We start from the raw sequence: 19,434 nt of genomic DNA, 5'->3' as shown, positions 1-19,434 counted from the left end.
GGAGCATCTCTGGGGGCAGCGCCGGTAGGCGGGTAAGGGAAAGGGGAGCAATGGATGCAGGCGCCGAAACCGCCGAGGGCCGGAATGCCCTTCACCGGCATCGCCACCTTTGCCCGGGCGCCCTACGTGCCCCCAGAGGCGCTGCAGCCCGGGCAGGCCGATTTTGCCGTCATCGGCGTGCCCTTTGATGCGGCCGTCGGCTTCCGGCCGGGCCAGCGCCTGGCGCCGCGGGCGATTCGCGATCTCTCCACCCGTTACGCTCTCCCCTGGGGGCCGGACAACCCCGGTTACTGGGACATCCAGGACGATCGCTGGTATCTCAAGGGCTGCCGGCTGGTCGACCTGGGCGACGCCGATCCGCTCTACACCGACCTGGAGCACCTGGACCGCAGCGTGGCCGCGATGGTGGGAGCGGCGTTGCGGGCCGGGGCCGTGCCGGTGGTGCTGGGGGGCGACCATTCGATTACCTTCCCGGTGTTGAAGGCATACGGCGAGCTGCTGCAGGCCGTGGACGGTCCGGGACCGGTGCAGGCCGTGGCCGGTCCGGGACTGGTGCAGGCCGTGGCCGGTCCGGGACCGGCCGCCCGGTCCGGGGGATATGGCGGCGGCCGGGTGAGCGGCCAGGAGAGCGGCGAAGGGAGCAGCCAGGGGACTGGCCATGCGAGCAGCCGGGGGAGCGGCGGGGGACGGCTGCACATCCTGCAGATTGATGCCCACCTGGATTTCTCCGCCGATGTGGCCGGGTTCCTCCGGTCCAATTCGAGCCCCTTCCGGCGGGCGGCCGAGCTGCCCTTCATTGGGTCCATCACGGTGATCGGCGTCCGCGGCATCCGCACGAGCCCAGAGGCGTACGCCGCCGCCGTTCGGCGGGGAAACCGCATCGTGACCATGCGGGAGTGGCGGCAGGCGTGGGCTACCGCTCGAAGTGCCACTCCGACCGCTGCTCGGATGGCAGGCGTTGGGGCGCATGGGGGCAGCCCCGGTGGGGGCGGTCCGGGCGGTGCAGCCGTCGGGGACGAGCCACCGGTCCGGAGGGGCGGAGCCGGCGGCGACGGCGAGGCCGTTGGGGAGAGTCGGGGCCGCCGGGATGGCGGATTGGGCCGGGGCCGGGCCCGGCCCCGGGCTGGGGGCCCGGACTGGCGGGCCGTGCCGGAAGGGTGCTTCCCGGAAGGCGCGGCAATGCCCGACGCCGGGTTGGAGCAGGAGGCTGCCCAGGATCCCGCCGATTTCCTCGGTGAGTTCTTCTCAGCGATCCCCCCGGGCGCCCCTCTGTATATCAGCCTTGACATCGACGGCCTCGACCCGGCGGTGGCGCCCGGCACGTCGAGCCCCGAACCCGGCGGGCTCAGCTACGAGGAGGTCCGGGAGATTCTGCGCCGGGCCGCGGCTCGTGGCCGGATCGTGGGGATCGACGTGGTGGAGGTTAACCCCTACCTCGACCCGGGTGGTGTCACGGCCCTGCTGGCGGCCCGGCTGGCCATCGAGGCGATGGCCTTGGGATTCGGTCAGAACCCTTTGGGTTCGGTCTAAACCGGTCGAGGGGCGGGAGGATCAGCCCGCCCAAGTGAACCGAATGCCCAAGCGAACCGATATCCGGTGTTATTCGGCGAACGGTGTTATTCGGTTAACCAAATGACCTTGTGCTGGCCTGGCGCCCTTGTGCTGGGGCCGAGAGGGGGGAGGGGTGGGGTTCAACCCTTCCCGAAGCGGTCGGAGTACGTTTGACATCGAGGAGTGGAGCACGACCCGGGGGGTCGCACCCCGGGTCGTGTTGTTTCGGCAAGGGCTGACGCGTGGGCAATGGTGCCTCGAGGATTAGCCGGGCCGGCATCTACAGGGGCACGGCAGGCGGCTCAACGACCAGAGTTAAAGAATGACATAATGGTCCATTCTGTTCAATTCATTTAAAAATATTTTCAGGTCGCACCAGTAACTCGCAGGCATACCGGAAGGAGGATATCGAATCACGTGGAATAATGTCCCACAACATCCACCCAGGGAGGGGGACCCATACGGTGTTGCCTTTGCGCAAAGGGATGGCCGCCATCTCGGTATTGGCCATCCTCTTGGTGGTCCTCAACATTACCGTCCCAACAGCCTTCGCAGAGGAGGCAAGCCCAACTACAACCCTCGTGGTCCGGGTCGTGGACGCCGAAGGCAACGGCCGTCCAGGAGTCAACGTAACCCTTGGTTTGGGTTGGGTTGGTGACGGCGATACGGATGAGGCTCCGTCGATTGGCCAGGGAATTACGGACGAAAACGGCGAAGTTACTTTCGAAGGTCTCACGCCGAGGGATCATTACTGGGTTTCAGCCCATGATGCGACTCTGGCCTTAACAGCTGGGCAGAGCCTGAGGGCGGGGGAACAAAATGAGGTTCAACTCGTTATGGACACAGCTAAAAGAGCGGGAATCACGGGTCGAATCGTTGGATCAGCGGCTACACTGACGGTTTCGGACGGATCGCGCTGGTGGAAAACGAATTTGGGTAAGGACGCTTCCTATTCCATTGAGTTGCCTACGTTGCCTCAAAGTTATCTATATGGTTTCGAAATGCAGTATGGAACGACCATTTATCAACGAAACTTTGAACTTTCCGAGGAGAAACCCATAAACCTTCCTACTGTGATAGTAGACCCAGCATATGACGGTTGTAGTGACGTGCAGGTTTCACTAGCAACACCGAACGGATTTGAGTACAAACCCGTAAATATTGAGTTTGTACCACTTATGGTTGATGCCGGCTCGAATTGTCGGGAGCCTGGAACCTCCATAAACAATGATGGTAGTGATGAAAAATACAATAATAATGATGACATTGAGTGGTCAAGCCCTATTGCTTCGACTAGCGATATTAGTCTTACAGGCCTTTCTCCCGGTACTTACTTCGTCGAAGTTACTTTTCGTGATGGGGAAGGTCACGAGTGGAAGGATATAGTAGCAACAGAAGAGGTGCTGAAGGGCGGCCAAAACCAGTTGAGTCTTGCGGTCTCCAGTCCTACCGTCATTAAAGGTGTGGCGACGATTAAGAATGAGCCGGTAATCAATGACAGAATATCGGTTCATGAATATACATCATTTGAATCCGAAGACGATCAGCAGTTGCCTATTTGGGCCGTTTGGGTTTCATCCGGTCAAACCGACGAAGAGGGAGCTTTTGAAGTATTGGTTCCAGAGGGTTACGTTCAAGTTTGCATTGGTAGCGACGGAAGCAATTGTTGGGATCGATACATCCCGAGTGGAAAAGTATTAGATGTAGGTGCCATCGATTTCGGTGATGATGGACACGAACTTCGGCCGGTAGGGAATAGCAGTTTGACAGTTACGGTAAAAGATGGCTTTAAAAATCCAGTCGCTGGCGCAAGTGTCGAGATCGAATACTGGTCGGAGGGGCTCGAAGATTGGCTTCCTATTGAGCAAGGAGAGACAGATGAACAAGGTCGTGTCGACTTTAGCCGTCTTCCTCAGGGTCGTTACTGGGTAACCGTTGAGCGAAACAGTGCTACAGGGTCATTGTGGGTTGAACAGGAAACCTTGGTCGAAGAAAATGATGAGGACCTGGTCGTTGTGGCAGACACCGACATTCCGCAAGGGGAAAAGGGTGTCAAGGGTATCCTGAACTTTGATGGGCCTCTGTACAAAGCTGTCATCACCTTTGACCTTCTTGACGAACAGGGACACCCCGCTTATCGGAGATGGTCAATTGAATCGCCCGATGGATTTCCCCGTTGGAACTATTCCGTGTTGTTGCCCAATGGAACGTATTTGGTTGAGGTGGCTGGGTGGGATGCTGATGGCAATTGGATCGAATCAGTAGGTGGAAAGCTTGTTGTGGACGACGTTATTACCTTACCGTCAATGAACCTGTGGGACCAGCAGTGCTTGTCGGCAAGGGGCTATGTCAATGGCGCGAAGACAAGTGGCTACGGCATAGAGGGGTACCACGCTGATTATGAAAGAAATGTATGGCTGTCGGATTGGGTTCGGATGGAATATGTAAAGAGCGTGGATGGGTATGAAGGACAGGATACAACTTGCGGTTGGATCGTGGATACGTTTGACGAGCCGTTCTGGGTTGGTCCGCTTTTGCCGGAGAGTGAAGGTGCGGACAGTTGGGCCTTAAACGGACTCCCGCCGGGGCATTACATGGTTTTTACGGATCCCTATCAGGTACTAGATGACGGGAGTAGTATTAGCTATACCTACTTCGAGTATCTCGACCTTGTTGAATCTCGTGGCGACGTGAACCTCGAGTTGGAGGAGCCAGGTAGGATTACCGGACGGGTGGTTCGGGATGGATTACCGCAAAAGGCGGTGGAAGTGTCGCTCTGGCCGAGTAACGAGGAAGAATGGGTAAGATGTCAATCGACGGTTACAGATGAGAATGGCGAATTCACATTTTACAGCATGCCTGGACAGTTTTATCTTTCGCTGTCGGGTTGTGATCCGGAACAGTTTGTCCTACTAGTCGGCGGCCGCACGCTGGACAGTGGCGTTTTCGATGTGGAATGGCACGGGGAAGTGGCACTGGGGGACGTGATGCCAGTCGGTGATGGTTCCACGGAACCCGAACCGCAACCGGTACCCCCTCCCGCCCCCGCTCCCGCCCCGGCACCGGCACCGGCTCCGGAGAGTGGTTCGGATACCGTGACGCAGCTGGATCCGGACCGGATTGCCGAGGTCGTTGAGGCTCCCGGGACGGAGGTGTCGTTTACGGTCCCCACGGGTCAACCGGTAGCGATCCCGGCGAGCGCCGTGCAACAGCTGGTGGCTGCGGGTAAGGATGCGGTCCGGTTCGACTACGGTGCGGTTGAAGTCAGCCTGCCCGTAGCCAACCTGGATCTGAGCCGGCTCGCGACGGTGAATCCGGACCTCGGAACAGTTGCCGGCAAGTCGGATGTGCAGCTGCGGTTCACGGTCAAGGAGGCTGAACCGGCCAGCTTGCCTGCCGGCTATACGGCGGCTGGGGGTCTATACGAGATCAACCTGGAGGCGGTCGCTCCCGACGCGGAACCGGTGGCAGTTAACAAGTTGCCCGAACCAGTCGAGATTACGGTTCCGGTGATCTGGACGGGCAATCCGATGCTCGTTGGCCTGTGGTACCAGCAGGACGACGGTTCCCTGGTCCCGGTGCCCTCATGGCCCGCTGGGGACGGAGCGCTGACGGCCGCTCTTAGGCACTTTAGCCGGTATGTGGTCGCGGCCCGTCAGCCGTCCTTCACGGACGTCAAGGGCCACTGGGCCCAGCGAGATGTCGAAGCGGCTTATGCGCACGGCATCGCCAACGGATTTGACGCGGCGACCTTCGCCCCCGATCGGCCGGTGAAGCGCATCGAATTCGTGGCGATGTTGACAAGGGCCCTGGGTCTCGAACCGGACGCCAGTGCCGCGCAGCGGTTCGAAGACCTGACCCCTGCGTGGGAGGGCGTCGCCGGCGCCGCTTACCAGGCGGGGCTCGTGCGAGGTGTCTCGGCATCCCGGTTCGAACCGAATCGGCAGCTCAACCGCCTGGAGCTCGCGGTGATGATCGGACGTGCCCTGAAGGCCCACGGGTTCAGCCTGACGGAGGAACAGGTCTCCAACGTCCTCGCACAGTTCAAGGACGGTGCCGCTGTGCCGGCATGGGCCCGTGAGGCCGTGGCACTGGCGGTAGACGCCGGGGTCGTCCGAGGCGTACGGCGTGACGAGCTGGTGCTGAACCGCACGGCAACCCGTGCCGAAACGGCCACGATTGCCGTACGCTTCCTCGAAGCATGGCTGCGTGAGGACGAAGAATGATGGCGGCCTGAAGGGCCATCGGATAGCAGCAAAACGGTAGTGAAGGTATGCCGTCCGGTGCAGGCGAGGGAGGTGCCCCCTCGCCTGCACCCGTATATCAGGGGCTCCATCGCCTGGCCAGTCTCTACCGGCCTCTTCCGGTCAAGGGAATCCATCCTTTCACGGCGAACCTTCCCGCGGACAGGTCGAAGGAGGGATGCCATGCAGATCCGGGTGCGCCTGGGCCCCGACCTGGCCCGAGCCGCAGGGGTCCCCGCGGCGGTGGTCGAGACGCCCGATGAGGTTCGCGTGGACGAGTTGCTCGAGCGGCTGGCACAGACCTATCCGGCCCTCCGGGAGGCGCTATCGACGGCGCTGCTGGTCGCCGGCGGGCGCGTCCTGGGGCGGCAGGACCCGGTTCCACCCGATGCCGACCTGGCCCTGTTGCAACCCATGGCGGGCGGCGGAGGGGCAGCCAGCGAAGAAGGCGGTTCGGCCTGACCAACATCAAAAGGGGGCGATTTGGGTGGCACTGCCCTTGCGGACCGCGGACGAGACCGTCTTCGTCGACCGCTTCACCGACGGGGTGCTCGACCCCGAGCAACCCATGCTGGGGCCCGTCCGGGACGGCGGGCACATCGTCGCCAACACCGCACCCGGTTGCTGGGGTCCGATGATCACGCCCCACCTCAAGGGCGGCCACGAGGTGACGGTGCCCGTGGCCGTCGAGGGGGCGGAGGTCGGCGACGCCGTCGCCATCCGCATCAAGGACATCACCGTGACCTCCATCGCCACGGCCTCGGGCAACGACCGCCCCATGGAGGGGCGCTTCCTTGACGACCCGTATTGCGCCGCTCGGTGTCCCAACTGCGGGACCATGTACCCGTCAACCCGCCTTGAGGGCATCGGACCGGGGTCGGTGCGGTGCGCCAACTGCGGTGCGGACGCGACCCCCTTCACCTTCACCAACGGCTATACCATCGTCTTCGACGCCACGCGGCGGGTGGGGGTGACCGTCCACCGCGAGGCGGCGGAGGCCATTGCCCGTGACGCGGCCCGCTACGCCGCCCTGCCGGCCCGTTCGACCCAGAACCCCATCCTGCGCTTTGCGCCCCATGATCTGGTGGGGGTAGTGGCGCGGTTGCGGCCCTTCCTGGGCCAGCTGGGCACGGTGCCGGCCATCCGCATGCCCGATTCCCACAACGCCGGGGACTTCGGCTCGGCCCTCATTGGCAAGCACCATGAATTCGCCCTGACGCCGGAGGAACTGGCTCACCGTACCGACGGCCACATGGACTGCGACGCGGTGCGGGCCGGGGCGATCGTCATCGCGCCGGTGAAGGTGCCGGGAGCCGGGGTCTACCTCGGGGACATGCATGCCCTGCAGGGCGACGGCGAGATCGCCGGCCACACCTGCGACGTCTCGGGGACGGTGACCTTGCAGGTCGAGGTCATCAAGGGGCTCAATATCGACGGGCCGATCCTGCTGCCGCTCCCTGAAGATCTGCCCTATCTGGCCCGGCCCTTCACCGAGGAGGAACTGGCCCGCGCCCGGGCCGTGGCCGAGCAGTGGGGCCTGCGGGAACTGGAGCGGACGGCGCCCATCTCGGTGATCGGCACGGGGCCGGACCTGAACGCCGCCACGGACAACGGCCTCCAGCGGGCGGCCCGGCTCCTGGACATGACGGTGCCGGAGGTGAAGAACCGGGCCACCATCACGGGAGCCATCGAGATCGCCCGCCATCCCGGCGTGGTCCAGGTGACCTTCCTGGCGCCCGTCGACCGGCTGGCTCGCATCGGGCTCGGCCCCTACATCGAAGCCCAGTACGGGATCAAGGTCTGAGGGATGGGATCACGGTGTAAGCCAGCATCCCGGTCTGCAGGGCCCCGGTCTGCGGGGCGCTCCAGGCCGGGTGCCCAGCGAGCGGACGGCGCCTCGGGGTGCCGTCCGCTCGCCGTTGACCCGTCCCTTGCGGAGCTGTGCCCGGTGCCCCACCTGGCTACATCCTGGTTTCGACAGGAATCCCCCTTGGCCCCGGCGAATCTTTGACGTCAGTTTTCTCCATCGTTACCCGGCACGTGTTTCTTACCGGGCACGTGGCCTCCCGGAGGGGCCACGCCGGCGGGCCCACCAGCCGAGGGCGCGCAAGGCGATGGGGCCGCGAGGCGGCCATCATCGCCGCAAGGCGCCCCATGCAAGCGGCCCCGTACGACAAGTGGTCCCGGCGGGCAAGCGAGCCGGCAAGCGAGATGACAAGGCGGGGACGCCGGTTCGACCCGACACCCGCGGCAACCGCGGCGGCCTGCCCAACCGCGGTGGCCCGCCCAACCGCATCAGCCGGCCAATCCGCGGCAACCGGCCCATCCGGCCTTGACCTGGGGGGACGAGACGTGGACGCACCCGAGCTGGCCCTGTGGCTCCGCACCGCCGCCGAGTACGGCGCCTCGGACCTCCACCTGACCGTGGAATCACCCCCCGTCGTGCGGGTCAACGGGGAGCTGGCCGACCTGCAGGGGCCGCGGCTGCGCCCGGAGGAGATCGAGGCGCTGGTTCGTCCCATCCTGGATGAGGGGCTGCGGCAGCGGCTGGAGCGGGACGGCCAGGTCGACTTCGCCTACAGCCTGCCCGGCGTGGGCCGGTTCCGGGCCAACGTCTACCGGCAGCGGGGGAGCCTGGCCGCGGCCTTCCGCCTGATCCCCATGACCGTCCCCGATCTGGACGAACTCGGCCTCCCGCCCGCGGTCGCCGGCCTCTGCGAGCTGTCCCAGGGGCTCGTCCTGGTCACGGGGCCCACGGGCAGCGGCAAGTCGACGACCCTGGCGGCCATGATCGACCGGATCAACCGCACCCGCCGGGTCCACATCGTGACCCTGGAAGACCCCATCGAGTACCTGCACCGCCACCGCCTGAGCCTGGTGAACCAGCGGGAGGTGGGCCTGGACGTCGCCTCCTTCGCCAGCGGCCTGCGGGCCGCCTTGCGGGAGGACCCCGACGTGATCATGGTCGGGGAGATGCGGGACCTGGAGACCATCGCCACGGCCCTGACGGCCGCGGAGACGGGGCACCTGGTGCTGGCCACCCTGCATACGCCCAGCGCCCCCCAGGCGGTGGACCGGATCATCGACGTCTTCCCCGCAGAGCAGCAGAACCAGGTTCGGGTCCAGCTGGCGGGGGTGCTGGAGGGCGTCATCGCCCAGCGGCTGGTGCCGGCCGCCGACGGGCGGGGCCGGTTCGTCCTGGCCGAGGTGCTGATCGGCACGGCAGCGGTCCGCAACCTGATCCGGGAGGGGAAGACGGCCCAGCTGGTGGCGGTGATGGAGACCTCGCGCCAGCAGGGCATGGTCACCATGCGGGAGAGTGCGGGCCAGCTGTTGAACCGGGGGCTGGTGACCCGGGAGGCGTTGCTGCGGGCGGGGGTGCGGTGAGCCGCCGGCCCAGGTGGGGAGGGCGCCGGCCTGAGCGGCCGAGCCCGCTGGTTCATGGTGGGGGGAGGGGACCGGGTGGGGCCGACGGTGGCCGTTCTGGCCGGGGTGGCCGGCCTGGCGGTGGGCAGCTTCGTCAACACCTTCATCGACCGGTGGCCGCGGGAGGAACCGGTGACCGCCCCGCCGTCCCGCTGCGAGCACTGCGGGCGGCAGCTGCGGCCCCTCGAGCTGATCCCCGTGTTGAGCTGGATCGTCCTGCGGGGGCGGTGCCGGACGTGCCAGGCCCCCATCGGCTGGCAGGCGCCGCTGGTGGAGGCGGCGACGGGCCTTTTGTGGGCGGCGGTGGCCATCCATGCCCGCAGCCCGGCGGAGCTCCTGCTGGGGCTCGGGTTCACCGCGGTGCTGGTGGCGGTCACTGGGGTCGACCTCAAGTGCCAGCTGATCCCCAACGTGGCCCTGCTGGCCGGCCTGGCCTGGGCGGGGCTGGTGGGCCTGGCCCTTGCGGGGGTGCTGGGTGCGGGGGCGCTGGATGCGGGGGCGCTGGGCCCGTGGACCGGTCGCCTGCTGGCGGCCCTGGCGGGCGGCGCCGTGTTCCAGGTCCTGCGGTGGGCGTCCCGGGGCGGGTTGGGATTCGGCGACGTGAAGCTGGCCGCCTGGCTGGGGCTCTATCTGGGGCCGCGGGCGTTGCCGGCGGCCCTCTTTGCCGCGGCCATCGCCGGGGGGGTGGTGGCGACGGTCCTGCTGGCAACGGGCCGGCGGGGACGGCGGGACGTCATCCCCTTCGGGCCCTTCCTGGCCCTTGGGGGGCTGGTGGGCTGGTTCGCCGGTGAAGCGGTCCTGGACGCCTACCTCCGCTGGGGGGCGGGCTAGCCCGGGATGAGCGGCCAAAACCAGGTGGGCCCAAAAGCTAGGTGGACCAAAGCCAGTGGACCAAAGCCAGGCGTGCGACGGGACCGGGGGATGGGGAGTCCTGGAGACCGGGGGTTTGGGGGGAGGACCATGGCCCGATGGCTGTTTCGCGGCCAGCTGGGCGACTACCTGGTGGAACAGGGGTGGATCACGGGGGACCAGTTGCGGGCCGCCCTGGAGGAGCAGCGCCGGACGGGCCGGCGGCTGGGGCAGATCCTGCTGCGCCACGGCTGGATCACCCGGGCCCAGTTGCAGGAGGCCCTGGCGGCCCAGCTGGCGGTCCGGGTGTGGGACCTGCGCCGCAACCCGCCCAATCCGGCGGTGGCGCGGCGGGTGCCCGACTGGGTCGCCCGGCGGTACCAGGTGCTTCCCGTCGATGACGACGGCCGGCGCCTGGTGGTCGCCATGGCCGATCCTACCGATCTGGAGGCGCTGGACCAGGTGCGGCTGGTGACCGGCCGCGAGGTCGAACCGGTCCTCGCCGACGAGGACGACCTCAAGGCCGCGGTGGGCCGGATCTTCGGCCTGCTGGAGGTGGCGGAGCGGGCCCTGCGGGCGGCCCGGGGGGAGGGGGAGCGTCCCCCGCGGGCAGGTGAGTTTAAAGGGGACGAAACAGCACCCCAACAGTCCCCGCACACCCCGGTAGAATTGTCTGTAGAAGGCGCGGCCGGTAGCGGTCCCGACCAGCAGGCGGCATCCTTCCCCTTGCTACGAACCATGGCGCCGGACCGGCGTATTTCTGCGGTGGATTTCACCAGTCACCGCAACCCCGCTGCGACTACTACTCTTGAGGCGGCCACCCGCGTGGGGAACCGCGAGCCGGGGCCGGTACTGACGACGGAGCGCGATTCGTTCGCTGAAGCGCAAGCGCCCGTGGTGGAGTTTGTTCATAATCTGCTGGAACAAGCTGTCAGGCAAAAGGCGTCCGACGTTCATCTGGAGCCAGGTGAGGGTGTATTTACCATTCGTTTCCGCATCGATGGGGTGCTCCACAGGGCGATGCAGCCTCCTGCGGCCCTGCATCCGGCGGTGACGACCCGTATCAAGGTACTGGCCGGGATGGACATTGCCGAACGCCGGCTTCCCCAGGACGGGCGCTTTCGCATTACGGTCGATGGGCGGGAGTTCGATTGCCGTTGTTCAACGATGCCGACGGTCAACGGGGAGAAGGTTGTCATCCGCCTGTTGGATCGGGCCATGGGGGGAGCGCAGCTTGACCGGCTGGGGCTTCCAGATTTCATGGTGCAACAGTTGCGGGATCTGGTGAGAAGGCCCTACGGCCTCCTGTTGGTGACCGGGCCGACGGGCAGTGGTAAGTCGACGACCCTCGCGGCTCTCCTTCGGGAGATCGATCGCTCGCGCCTAAACGTAGTCACCGTGGAAGATCCCGTTGAGTACGAGATTCCTGGGGCAAACCAGAGCCAAGTGAATCCCAAGGCTGGCTTGACCTTTGAAGTAGCGTTGCGCCACTTCCTCCGGCAGGATCCCGATGTGATCATGGTCGGCGAGATCCGCGACCGGGAGACGGCCGATACAGCGGTACGGGCAGCCCTCACGGGCCACTTGATCCTCAGTACCCTCCATACCAACGACTCACCTTCAAGCATTACGCGCCTGGTGGATATGGGGATAGAACCCTTCTTGCTCGGCTCGTCATTGCTGGCGGTCCTTGCCCAGCGGCTGGTCCGGGTGCTGTGCCCTCATTGCCGCCAGGTCTATGACCCGGACCAGGGGGTTCGTGCTGTGTTCGCCAGCTCCGGTGTCGCGCTGCCGGACGAGGCTGTGTTGTTCAGGCCCGTCGGTTGCAGCGAGTGCCGTGCCGGTTACGCCGGCCGGCGGGCCGTGGCCGAATTGCTGGTGGTAACACCCGAGTTACGCGAATTGATCGTCGGGGGAGCGACCGCGGCCGAACTGGGTCGGCGGGCGGTGGCCGGCGGCCTGCGGACTCTGCGTCAGAATGGGCTGGACCTGGCTCTCAACGGCGTCACGTCGGTAGAGGAGGTGCTTCGTGTCACCGAGGCACCGGGTTGGGGTCAGGCGGCCACCATTCCCGCGGGTGGATCGGCTCCGTAAACCAAAAAGGTTGGCCGAAAGGGGGGGGATTAGCTGTGGGGTTTTATTATGTGGCCCGCCATGGGGCCAGTGGGCGCAAGGTACAGGGCCGCATCGAGGCCGAATCGATTTCCCAGGTTCTGGGTCTTCTTCACGCTTCGGGTTATACTCCCCTTGCCATTCGGCGTGAAAGCCGCTGGCGGGACGCCGACATCCGCGAACTGCTCGGACTGCGGCGTTCCAGCCTGGCCACTCGGGAACGGGCCGCGTTCTTCCGGCAGTTGGCGACGATGGTGCGGGCCGGGTTGCCCCTCAGTGCGGCCATGGAATCGTTGATCGAGCAGAGCAGAGGCCGCCTCCGCCAGGTCTCGGCCGGAGTTCTGCGGGATATCCGCTCAGGACAGTTGTTGCATGAGGCCCTGGCCCGGCAGGGCGGCGCCTTTGACGAGGTCCATGTGGCCCTCGTGCGGGCGGCGGAGCTGGCCGGCCGCCTCGATGAGGTCTTGAGTCGCCTGGCATCCGATGAAGAACGCCGCTTGAGGGTGGAAGGTAAGGTCCGCTCCGCACTGGCCTATCCTGCCTTTGTGCTGGTTGTCGCCCTAGCCGTGGTGGCAGTGATGGTTACCTTTATCGTGCCCACCTTTGTTGGCATCTTTGAACAGTTCGATGTGCCCTTGCCCTGGCCCACCCGTTTTTGGGTGGCGCTCATGACACACCCAGGCTTAATGTACCTCGTTCTCGTGGTGACAGGGCTGCTGATCACAGCTGTCTGGCTGTGGGCCCGAAGTGCTACAGGGCGGCGGTACGTGGATGCCTGGCTCCTCCGGGCACCGGTGTTCGGCCCTGTGGTCCGTTCATTGGTGGTGGCCCGGGTCACACGAGGTCTGGCCTCTATGGTGCGTAGCGGCTTCCCCCTGTTGGATGCCCTGGATGCCGCAGCGCGCCTTGCGGGGAACCACGTGTTTCGGGTTGCCCTGGAGGAGACACGAAAGGGGGTGGAACGCGGCGGCGGTTTGTCCGCGGCGTTGCGGGTGGGTGGGGTGTTCCCGGCCCTCGTCGTTGACCTGGTGGCCATTGGCGAGCGGAGCGGCGCCTTGGACGAACTGCTAGAACGGGCGGCCACCGTTGCGGAAGAGGAGACCGACAACAGACTAGCGGCCCTGACCTCACTGCTTGAACCAGTGTTGGTCGTGCTGATGGGCGGGGTGGTGGGCTTCATTGCTCTGTCCGTCTTTCTTCCTCTGTTCTCGCTAATGTCCAGCGTGACTCAAATAGGGCCGTGAGTGGAACGCCAGTATACTTTGGGCGAAGGCCCTCGATCGCAGGAGGAACCCGGCTCGGCGCGCCGAATTGGGGTTCCGTAAATCGTCCCTTTGGCCGGCCGCATGTCGAAATCATTGCCTCAATGGACGGACTGTTGGTACGGCCGAGTGGACGGGAATGGGGAGACCTATGGGGAGGGAGTAGCCATGGTGGGGACTAGGGGGCTGCTGTATACCTGCTCTGGTGGTGACCGAAAGCCGGAACGGCGCCAGCGGCAGCGGGGCTTTACCCTGATTGAGCTGGGCGTTGTACTGGCGGTCTTGGCGATCCTGGTGGCCATTGCCGTGCCCACGTACTTGCGGATGGTCGCACGGGCCAGGGAGTCCGAGGCCCAGCAGGCCTGGAGTATGGTGAAAGCCGAATTGTGGAGCCACTTCCTGGAGCGCGGCCAGTTCCCCGATGGTTCGGGCGGATGGCCGGGTGAAATCGATCAGCCTACCACAGCGAACTGGAGCTTCACCTATAGCGAGGGTCAAAATGCTGTGACGGTGGTTGCGACACCCACTTCCCAAAACAGTGGCGGAACCACGCTCTGTTGGACGCTCGACTCCGACGGCGAAGTTACATCTGAACGCGGGGCGGATTGTCAGAATTAAAATGAGGTGGCAAAGGGGGCGGGAACCGTGTTGCGTCGACAAAAGCATCGGCGGCCGGTCCCGCCCTTCTGTCATATTGGTGACCAGGACGGTATGATTCTCGTCGAAGTGTTAGTCGCCCTTTTTCTAACGATCCTGGTCACCACTTCTTTTCTGGTGGTCATGACCAAGTTTCGGGAGGGATCGGTCCGGGCAGAGGTGCTCCAAGGCGCCGTCGACTGTGCAACGGGCGTCGTGGAACGGATCCGCGGGGGTCTGGCCCCGATCCCGTATGGGGTCGTGGACGGAAACTGTGCCGCTGCAGGGTGGCCGAACCTTACATACCGAGTGGAGTTGCTGCCGAGGGGTTCTGGCAGCGGAAATTCTGGCGAGACGTGGGATGCCATCCGGGTTATGGTCTTCCCGGCAACACAGCACGGCCAACAAGGTGTCGCCATCTATCAGCTAACGACGGCGGCGTCGCTGCCCACGCGCTGAGATGATAGCAGTCCCAAGGGGCCGGTATCGCCGGTCCCGTGGTCTAATCACCCTTACGTGCTGCGAGCCGGCGGGGAAGGGTGGTGGGGGCGGTGGGCCTTGTTTGAACGAAGAAGTCATATGGGTGGTTTCCTTATGGTTGAACTGGGTGTGGCCCTCGTCCTCGCCGGCGTCATGGTGGCCGGTGTGAGTGCATTGTTGGCTTGGACCGCCACGGTTCAGAGCCGTGCTAATGTTGCTGCCGATTATGCAGCAGCTTCCCACGTGGCGGCGGACGCCGTGGTTCGTATAATCCGCCAGGCAGGTGCGGCTGGTGACGTAGCGCTAGGCGGAGGGACCCAAGGATCCCTGGTTGTGTGCGGGATCCGGGAGAATCATCTCGCCTGGCGGGGGGTAGTGGAGGTTGACGATGCGGGACGGCTCGTCCTACGCCCCCTTACGTCACCCGTTGCGGGGTGTCAGGGGAACGATCCTCAGTCCGTGCAGGTATTGGTTTCTGGGATTCGGATCCAAAGCTTGCGCTTTGCGTACTTCACCGATGGCGCTACCGACTCGGCACCAGGATGCACGACGATCGGAAACGGTTCCGGCAGTTTGCCTCCGTGCAGAGCCGTAAGGTCCGTACAATTCACCCTAACTCCCGCTGCTCCAGCCGGAGCCCACCAGGTGGCCCTGCGGGTGGTTCCACCTCCGGTTTCGCGCCTCGTTACCCTGAGGAACTAAACACGGCACGCCCGGAAGGTTTTAAAGAAAAGGTGGGCTGAGGATTCGACCTCACGGGGAAAGGGGGGAGTGGAACGTGAAAAAGGGTTTGAGCCGGAACAGGGCGGGGCAAGAGGGACAGGCCCTGATTCTCGTTGCAGTTCTTCTCGTCGTGCTCAGTGTGATTGTCTCTGTCAATCTGATGTTATGGGCGCGGCAGGCTGCGACGGCTGCACGCCGGGCCCACGAGCAAACGGCCCATTATTCGGCCGAGGCCGGCGTGGCTGCGGGCCTTGCGCGACTCATGCAAGGGGACGCCAACTTCTGGTCCGGGAAGCCCGTGACGGAAACGGTGGATCGGGGTGCCTATCGGGTCACATTGAAATCACGGGTGACAGGCGGCGAGACCACGTATGTTCTAGAAAGTACTGGCTGGTCCTTGGCACAGCCGAGCATTCAGCGAACAGTTCAGCTTACCGTCAGTTCTCCCTTTTTCTACCCGACGGTTGCGGTAAGGGACCTCCAAATCGACAATTGCTTTGACTTCCTCGTGACCTGGTACTGTGCCAATATAACGTTTGCCCCTGAAGCCGTTTACGGGCGCAACCTCGATTCGCCGAGAATTCAAAGCATAGTCGGGGTGCGTCGCGGAACCGTTCCCCTCCCCCAGCTGTCCTACGCCGCGGTTGCACAACGAGTACCCAATCCGTCCACCCGGCTTGAGGTAAGCGGGTCGAACTGTCAAATGACCATATCCGGGTGGTATCAAATCCGCTCAAGGAGCCGGTGCAGCAACGTTACCGTTACCGCACCGTGGGTCGGCATCGATGGTGACGTCGAGGCAGCGTCACTCGATGTGCGTGCCGGCTCCGTCCTCGTTGTCGCAGGTAACATTGATGTTGATCAGTTGCGATTCATCAATGCCGATGGTGGGACCACGGGGGACGGGATCGTGGTTGCTGGGAAGGCGATCCGTCTAACCAGTGTGGACTTCGTGAGTTGGAATGACCGGAGCAGGACGGCTCTCCTAGCTCTGGATACCAATACGCCGGATTGTCTCTCTAATCTCCCGGGCTGTACATATAACCCGCGTTCACCGAATTCAGCTAGCGACCCATCCAACAATGTGGAGATCACGGACTTTAGTCTGATCCTTCGGGGACCCGTTTCGCGCTCGATGACCGTGTTCGCGGCACCATATCGTGTCCCACCCGAAAGAAATCCGGTGCCGGAGATCCATTTGGCCATGGGTGGCACGTTGGGAAGCGTAGGCGAGGCCTCCATCGAGGGTTCGCTGGTCTCAGCAGGCGACGTGCGGTTGGAAGGGTTGGGCCTCATCAAGGCGCCGTGGACGATCACCGCCAACCCTGGTGCGGCTCAACCGCTGTTCCGGTTGGCTGGCCAGCTTCCCGCTTCAGGAGTGTTGCTTGTTCTTGACTGGGTTGAAGAGGAGGGGGGAGGATCGTGAGCCGGTTGACGTTTCGGGCCCGGACAGGGCTTGGGGTGGATTTCGGAACCACGGGTGTCCGCTGGGCCCGCTGGTCGCCTCGGGACGGCTTACAGGTGGTATCCGGCCGGCAACGGGGCCCCGTCGTCGCCAGCGTACCGGCCGAGGAAACGATCCTCCGAGTGATGCCCACCCCGCCGGTGCCCCGGCGGGAATTGCCTGCGGCGTTGCGCTGGGAGCTTCAACGGATCTTGCCATACCCGGTGGAAGAGGCCGCCTTCGACTTCGTCACCTTGCCCGGTCCGGGTAACTATCAGATGGACGGGCCCGATCATCCTTCGGACGATTTGCCGAGTCTGGAGGGGGTGGCGGGGTATGTGGTGGTCTCCGGAGCCCCGGTCGAGGTGCTCGAGGCACGGACCCGCCAGTTGGTCCAACACGGGGTCCGGCCGGCGGCTCTGGAACCGGAATGGGTGACGCTGTGGCGCATCGCCCGGTTTTTTCAACTCTTGGACGAGTCTCCGGCCGCTTGTGCCGTGATCGACTTAGGCCACACCTCGGCGCGGTTTTTGGTACTTGGCGCCGACGGGATACCGGCAGCCTTCCATCGCTCGGCTTCCGGCGGGCAACGTATTGAAACCGAACTAGCCGGGCAACTGGGTGTGACTACCGCGCAACTACATACGTTACGACTCGGCGAGCTGCGCGACGACTCCGTAACGTTAAGTGGGACGGCGGCGGTCACAGAGCTAATCGGGGATGTGACCCGGTTGCTACGGCGGGCGCGGCGAGAAACGGGGATGACGTCTACCGGGGTCTGGGCCATCGGAGGCGGAGCGGCTTGGCCGGCCTTGGTCAAGGCGCTTTCCGAGGCAGCGGACATTGAGATCCTGGTGCCGGGTACCGGCAGTGCGCAAGAAAAGGCATCCCGTTTTCACGATAGGACGGTGCCGGGCACTGGTGGCCAAAGGGGGCGGTGGGCCACTCAATGGGCCACTGATACGGCGGTCGCGCTCACCCGTTGTCCGGCGCCTTCGGTGGTGGCCGCGGGGCTTGCTCTATGGCACGCGAACCGTTGGGCAGCAGCTCAAGGCCTCGACTGGTTGGAGCCGCTGAGCGGTGACCGAAGCCAAACCGCTACACCTGGCTCTCATGCACCAGGGGTACGGGAGGTGGGCCGGTGAGGGAGGCCGATGCGCCGGTGCAGATCCCGCACAGGACATCGAAGCGAATTAGGCGACGGGGTCATGTGCCAGTACCTGCCATGAACCTGTTGCGTCCCGCCCTACCAGCCCGCCGTGCAAGGGTAGCCACCCTGTTGGTCGGTGCGCTTACCCTCGGGGCTGCCCTTGACGTGGGTCTGGTCATGGGGTGGCTCGGGCTGTCACTGAAGAATACCCAGCTTCAGCAACAGATCGCTACAGCTAAGGCCGAGCAAACCCGTTGGCAGGCTGACGCAGTTCGGTACGCCGGAACGGTTCAGGCCCGCGCCCGACTCCTGCAACAGTTAGAGGTGTTGCGTGCCCTCCCGCCGGGTTATACTGGCATGGAAGAATTTGCCGATGGCCTGGCAGCGGCTTTACCCGACGGGGCGCGCCTTCTGACGGCCAACGTGGCTGACGGCGGATTCGTCCTAATCACGGGTACAGCAACGGATTATGAGAGCGTCGAGCGCTTTGCCCGGGCGCTCGAGGCGGGAGGGATGTTCCGTTACGTCCGCGTGGCCACCGCTGGGCAGTCCGAAGCCAGCGGCGGGTCCTCGGAGATGGAGAGCGGGCCAGTGACGTTCCAGGTGGAGGGGTGGCTCGGGGAGGCGGCAGGCCATGGCGGTGGAATTTAAAGGCCCCATCCCCGATCCGGCTAACCGGCCGCGTGGGGAACATGGGGCGGCTGTACCGGTGGGATTGACGGGAATTACCGCGAATTCTTCGATGCTGATCCGTTTGGCGCCCTGGCTATTGCTGATCGCGGTCGCCTTCGCTTTGATATTCGTCCCTTTCATGGTGTTGCCGGAGATTCAGCGGTGGTCAGCGTTGCGCGACGAATACGCCCTCGCCATGCGGGAAGTTGCCGACGCAGAAACGGCCGCCGCATCGCTGGCAAAATTAGCGAGGGAACTACCGCAGCTGGAGGCCCAGGTGGCTGAGGCAGAGGCAACGTTGATACCCGTCGACCAGTTGCCGGGGGTTGTGACGCGAATTGCTCGCCAGGCCGGGGCCACTGGTACCCAGCTGGTCTCGGTGGTGTTTGAACCCTATCAGGCGATTACACCCAACGTCGAGCCTGGTGACCAGGAGGAGGCGGCATCCCAAGCGGGCGGCCCGGCCCAGCAAGGGACTTCGGCTGGGCGGGCGGAGCAGGTGGCTTCCGGTCATGACCGGAGTCAGGTTCCCCGTTCCCCCGAGGCAAGCCAATACGGTCGGGTGGTCATGGAGGTCACGGCAACCGGGACCTGGAGCCAGCTGGCCGACTTGCTTGGGTCCCTGGGCCGCGACCCGGGCCTCAGGGTCCAGGCCTGGGCGGCCAGCGAGCAGCCGGACGGGGAGCTTTACCAGATGCGCATCCGCGGTAGTCTTTACATCAAAGGTGCGCCCCCCATTGTCCAGGGGGCACCGGTATCCGTCCGTGACCTTGAAGGTGCTGGGAACACCGCGTCCGGGGTGGGGGACGCGAACCCGGAGGCCCAGGGCCCGGAGGCGCAGCCGAGCCAGTGACGATGCCACATTGGCCGCTGCGCCGATGTGAG

13 protein-coding genes are annotated in these 19,434 nt (G+C 64.6%); all 13 read left to right on the top strand.

From position 1 onward, the window contains the following. Positions 1 to 54 precede the first annotated feature (54 nt). The 13 genes from ACYQ02_RS04805 to ACYQ02_RS04745 all read left to right on the top strand — a co-directional run bounded on the left by ACYQ02_RS04805 (position 55) and on the right by ACYQ02_RS04745 (position 19,402). On the top strand, positions 55 to 1,530 hold the full coding sequence (locus ACYQ02_RS04805) for an arginase family protein (protein ID WP_460039306.1): 1,476 nt from the start codon (positions 55 to 57) through the stop codon (positions 1,528 to 1,530). A 485-nt stretch (positions 1,531 to 2,015) separates the two neighbouring features. Further along, positions 2,016 to 5,777, top strand: a complete 3,762-nt coding sequence (locus ACYQ02_RS04800) for an S-layer homology domain-containing protein (protein ID WP_460039305.1) — start codon at positions 2,016 to 2,018, stop codon at positions 5,775 to 5,777. 201 nt (positions 5,778 to 5,978) lie between these two features. Beyond that, positions 5,979 to 6,257: a MoaD/ThiS family protein gene (locus tag ACYQ02_RS04795; RefSeq protein ID WP_460039304.1), complete on the top strand. Its 279-nt coding sequence runs from the start codon at positions 5,979 to 5,981 to the stop codon at positions 6,255 to 6,257. 25 nt (positions 6,258 to 6,282) lie between these two features. Further along, positions 6,283 to 7,599 (top strand): acetamidase/formamidase family protein, encoded by a 1,317-nt coding sequence (locus ACYQ02_RS04790; RefSeq protein ID WP_460039303.1) that lies wholly within the window; start codon positions 6,283 to 6,285, stop codon positions 7,597 to 7,599. Positions 7,600 to 8,147: 548 nt separating this feature from the next. Then, positions 8,148 to 9,182, top strand: coding sequence for a type IV pilus twitching motility protein PilT (locus tag ACYQ02_RS04785; protein WP_460039302.1), 1,035 nt, complete (start codon positions 8,148 to 8,150; stop codon positions 9,180 to 9,182). Between the two features lie 75 nt (positions 9,183 to 9,257). Beyond that, positions 9,258 to 10,052: a prepilin peptidase gene (locus ACYQ02_RS04780; protein ID WP_460039301.1), complete on the top strand. Its 795-nt coding sequence runs from the start codon at positions 9,258 to 9,260 to the stop codon at positions 10,050 to 10,052. Positions 10,053 to 10,181: 129 nt separating this feature from the next. Then, on the top strand, positions 10,182 to 12,164 hold the full coding sequence (locus ACYQ02_RS04775) for a GspE/PulE family protein (RefSeq protein WP_460039300.1): 1,983 nt from the start codon (positions 10,182 to 10,184) through the stop codon (positions 12,162 to 12,164). A 35-nt stretch (positions 12,165 to 12,199) separates the two neighbouring features. Next, a complete protein-coding gene (locus tag ACYQ02_RS04770; RefSeq protein WP_460039299.1) occupies positions 12,200 to 13,426 on the top strand; it encodes a type II secretion system F family protein in 1,227 nt (408 codons plus the stop codon). Between the two features lie 186 nt (positions 13,427 to 13,612). Then, a complete protein-coding gene (locus tag ACYQ02_RS04765; RefSeq protein WP_460039298.1) occupies positions 13,613 to 14,062 on the top strand; it encodes a type IV pilin protein in 450 nt (149 codons plus the stop codon). A gap of 1,276 nt (positions 14,063 to 15,338) precedes the next feature. After that, positions 15,339 to 16,709, top strand: a complete 1,371-nt coding sequence (locus ACYQ02_RS04760) for a hypothetical protein (protein WP_460039297.1) — start codon at positions 15,339 to 15,341, stop codon at positions 16,707 to 16,709. Continuing rightward, positions 16,706 to 17,872 carry a hypothetical protein gene (locus tag ACYQ02_RS04755; RefSeq protein ID WP_460039296.1) on the top strand — a complete coding sequence of 389 codons (1,167 nt, stop codon included), beginning with the start codon at positions 16,706 to 16,708 and terminating at the stop codon, positions 17,870 to 17,872. The genes ACYQ02_RS04760 and ACYQ02_RS04755 overlap by 4 nt, the downstream gene beginning before the upstream one ends. Before the next feature lie 170 nt (positions 17,873 to 18,042). Further along, positions 18,043 to 18,528: a PilN domain-containing protein gene (locus ACYQ02_RS04750; RefSeq protein ID WP_460039295.1), complete on the top strand. Its 486-nt coding sequence runs from the start codon at positions 18,043 to 18,045 to the stop codon at positions 18,526 to 18,528. After that, positions 18,512 to 19,402, top strand: a complete 891-nt coding sequence (locus tag ACYQ02_RS04745; protein ID WP_460039294.1) for a hypothetical protein — start codon at positions 18,512 to 18,514, stop codon at positions 19,400 to 19,402. Before ACYQ02_RS04750 ends, ACYQ02_RS04745 begins: the two co-directional genes overlap by 17 nt. Positions 19,403 to 19,434: the final 32 nt, after the last annotated feature.

The sequence above is a fragment of the Thermaerobacter litoralis genome, assembly GCF_054654595.1.
This window is presented reverse-complemented; position numbering and strand designations above follow the sequence as displayed.

Bases quoted from the DNA above. Each gene is read 5' to 3' on its own strand.
- ACYQ02_RS04765 (WP_460039298.1), top strand. From the start codon at position 13,613: ATGGTGGGGACTAGGGGGCTGCTGTATACCTGCTCTGGTGGTGACCGA.
- ACYQ02_RS04805 (WP_460039306.1), top strand. From the start codon at position 55: ATGCAGGCGCCGAAACCGCCGAGGGCCGGAATGCCCTTCACCGGCATC.
- ACYQ02_RS04795 (WP_460039304.1), top strand. From the start codon at position 5,979: ATGCAGATCCGGGTGCGCCTGGGCCCCGACCTGGCCCGAGCCGCAGGG.
- ACYQ02_RS04745 (WP_460039294.1), top strand. From the start codon at position 18,512: ATGGCGGTGGAATTTAAAGGCCCCATCCCCGATCCGGCTAACCGGCCG.
- ACYQ02_RS04775 (WP_460039300.1), top strand. From the start codon at position 10,182: ATGGCCCGATGGCTGTTTCGCGGCCAGCTGGGCGACTACCTGGTGGAA.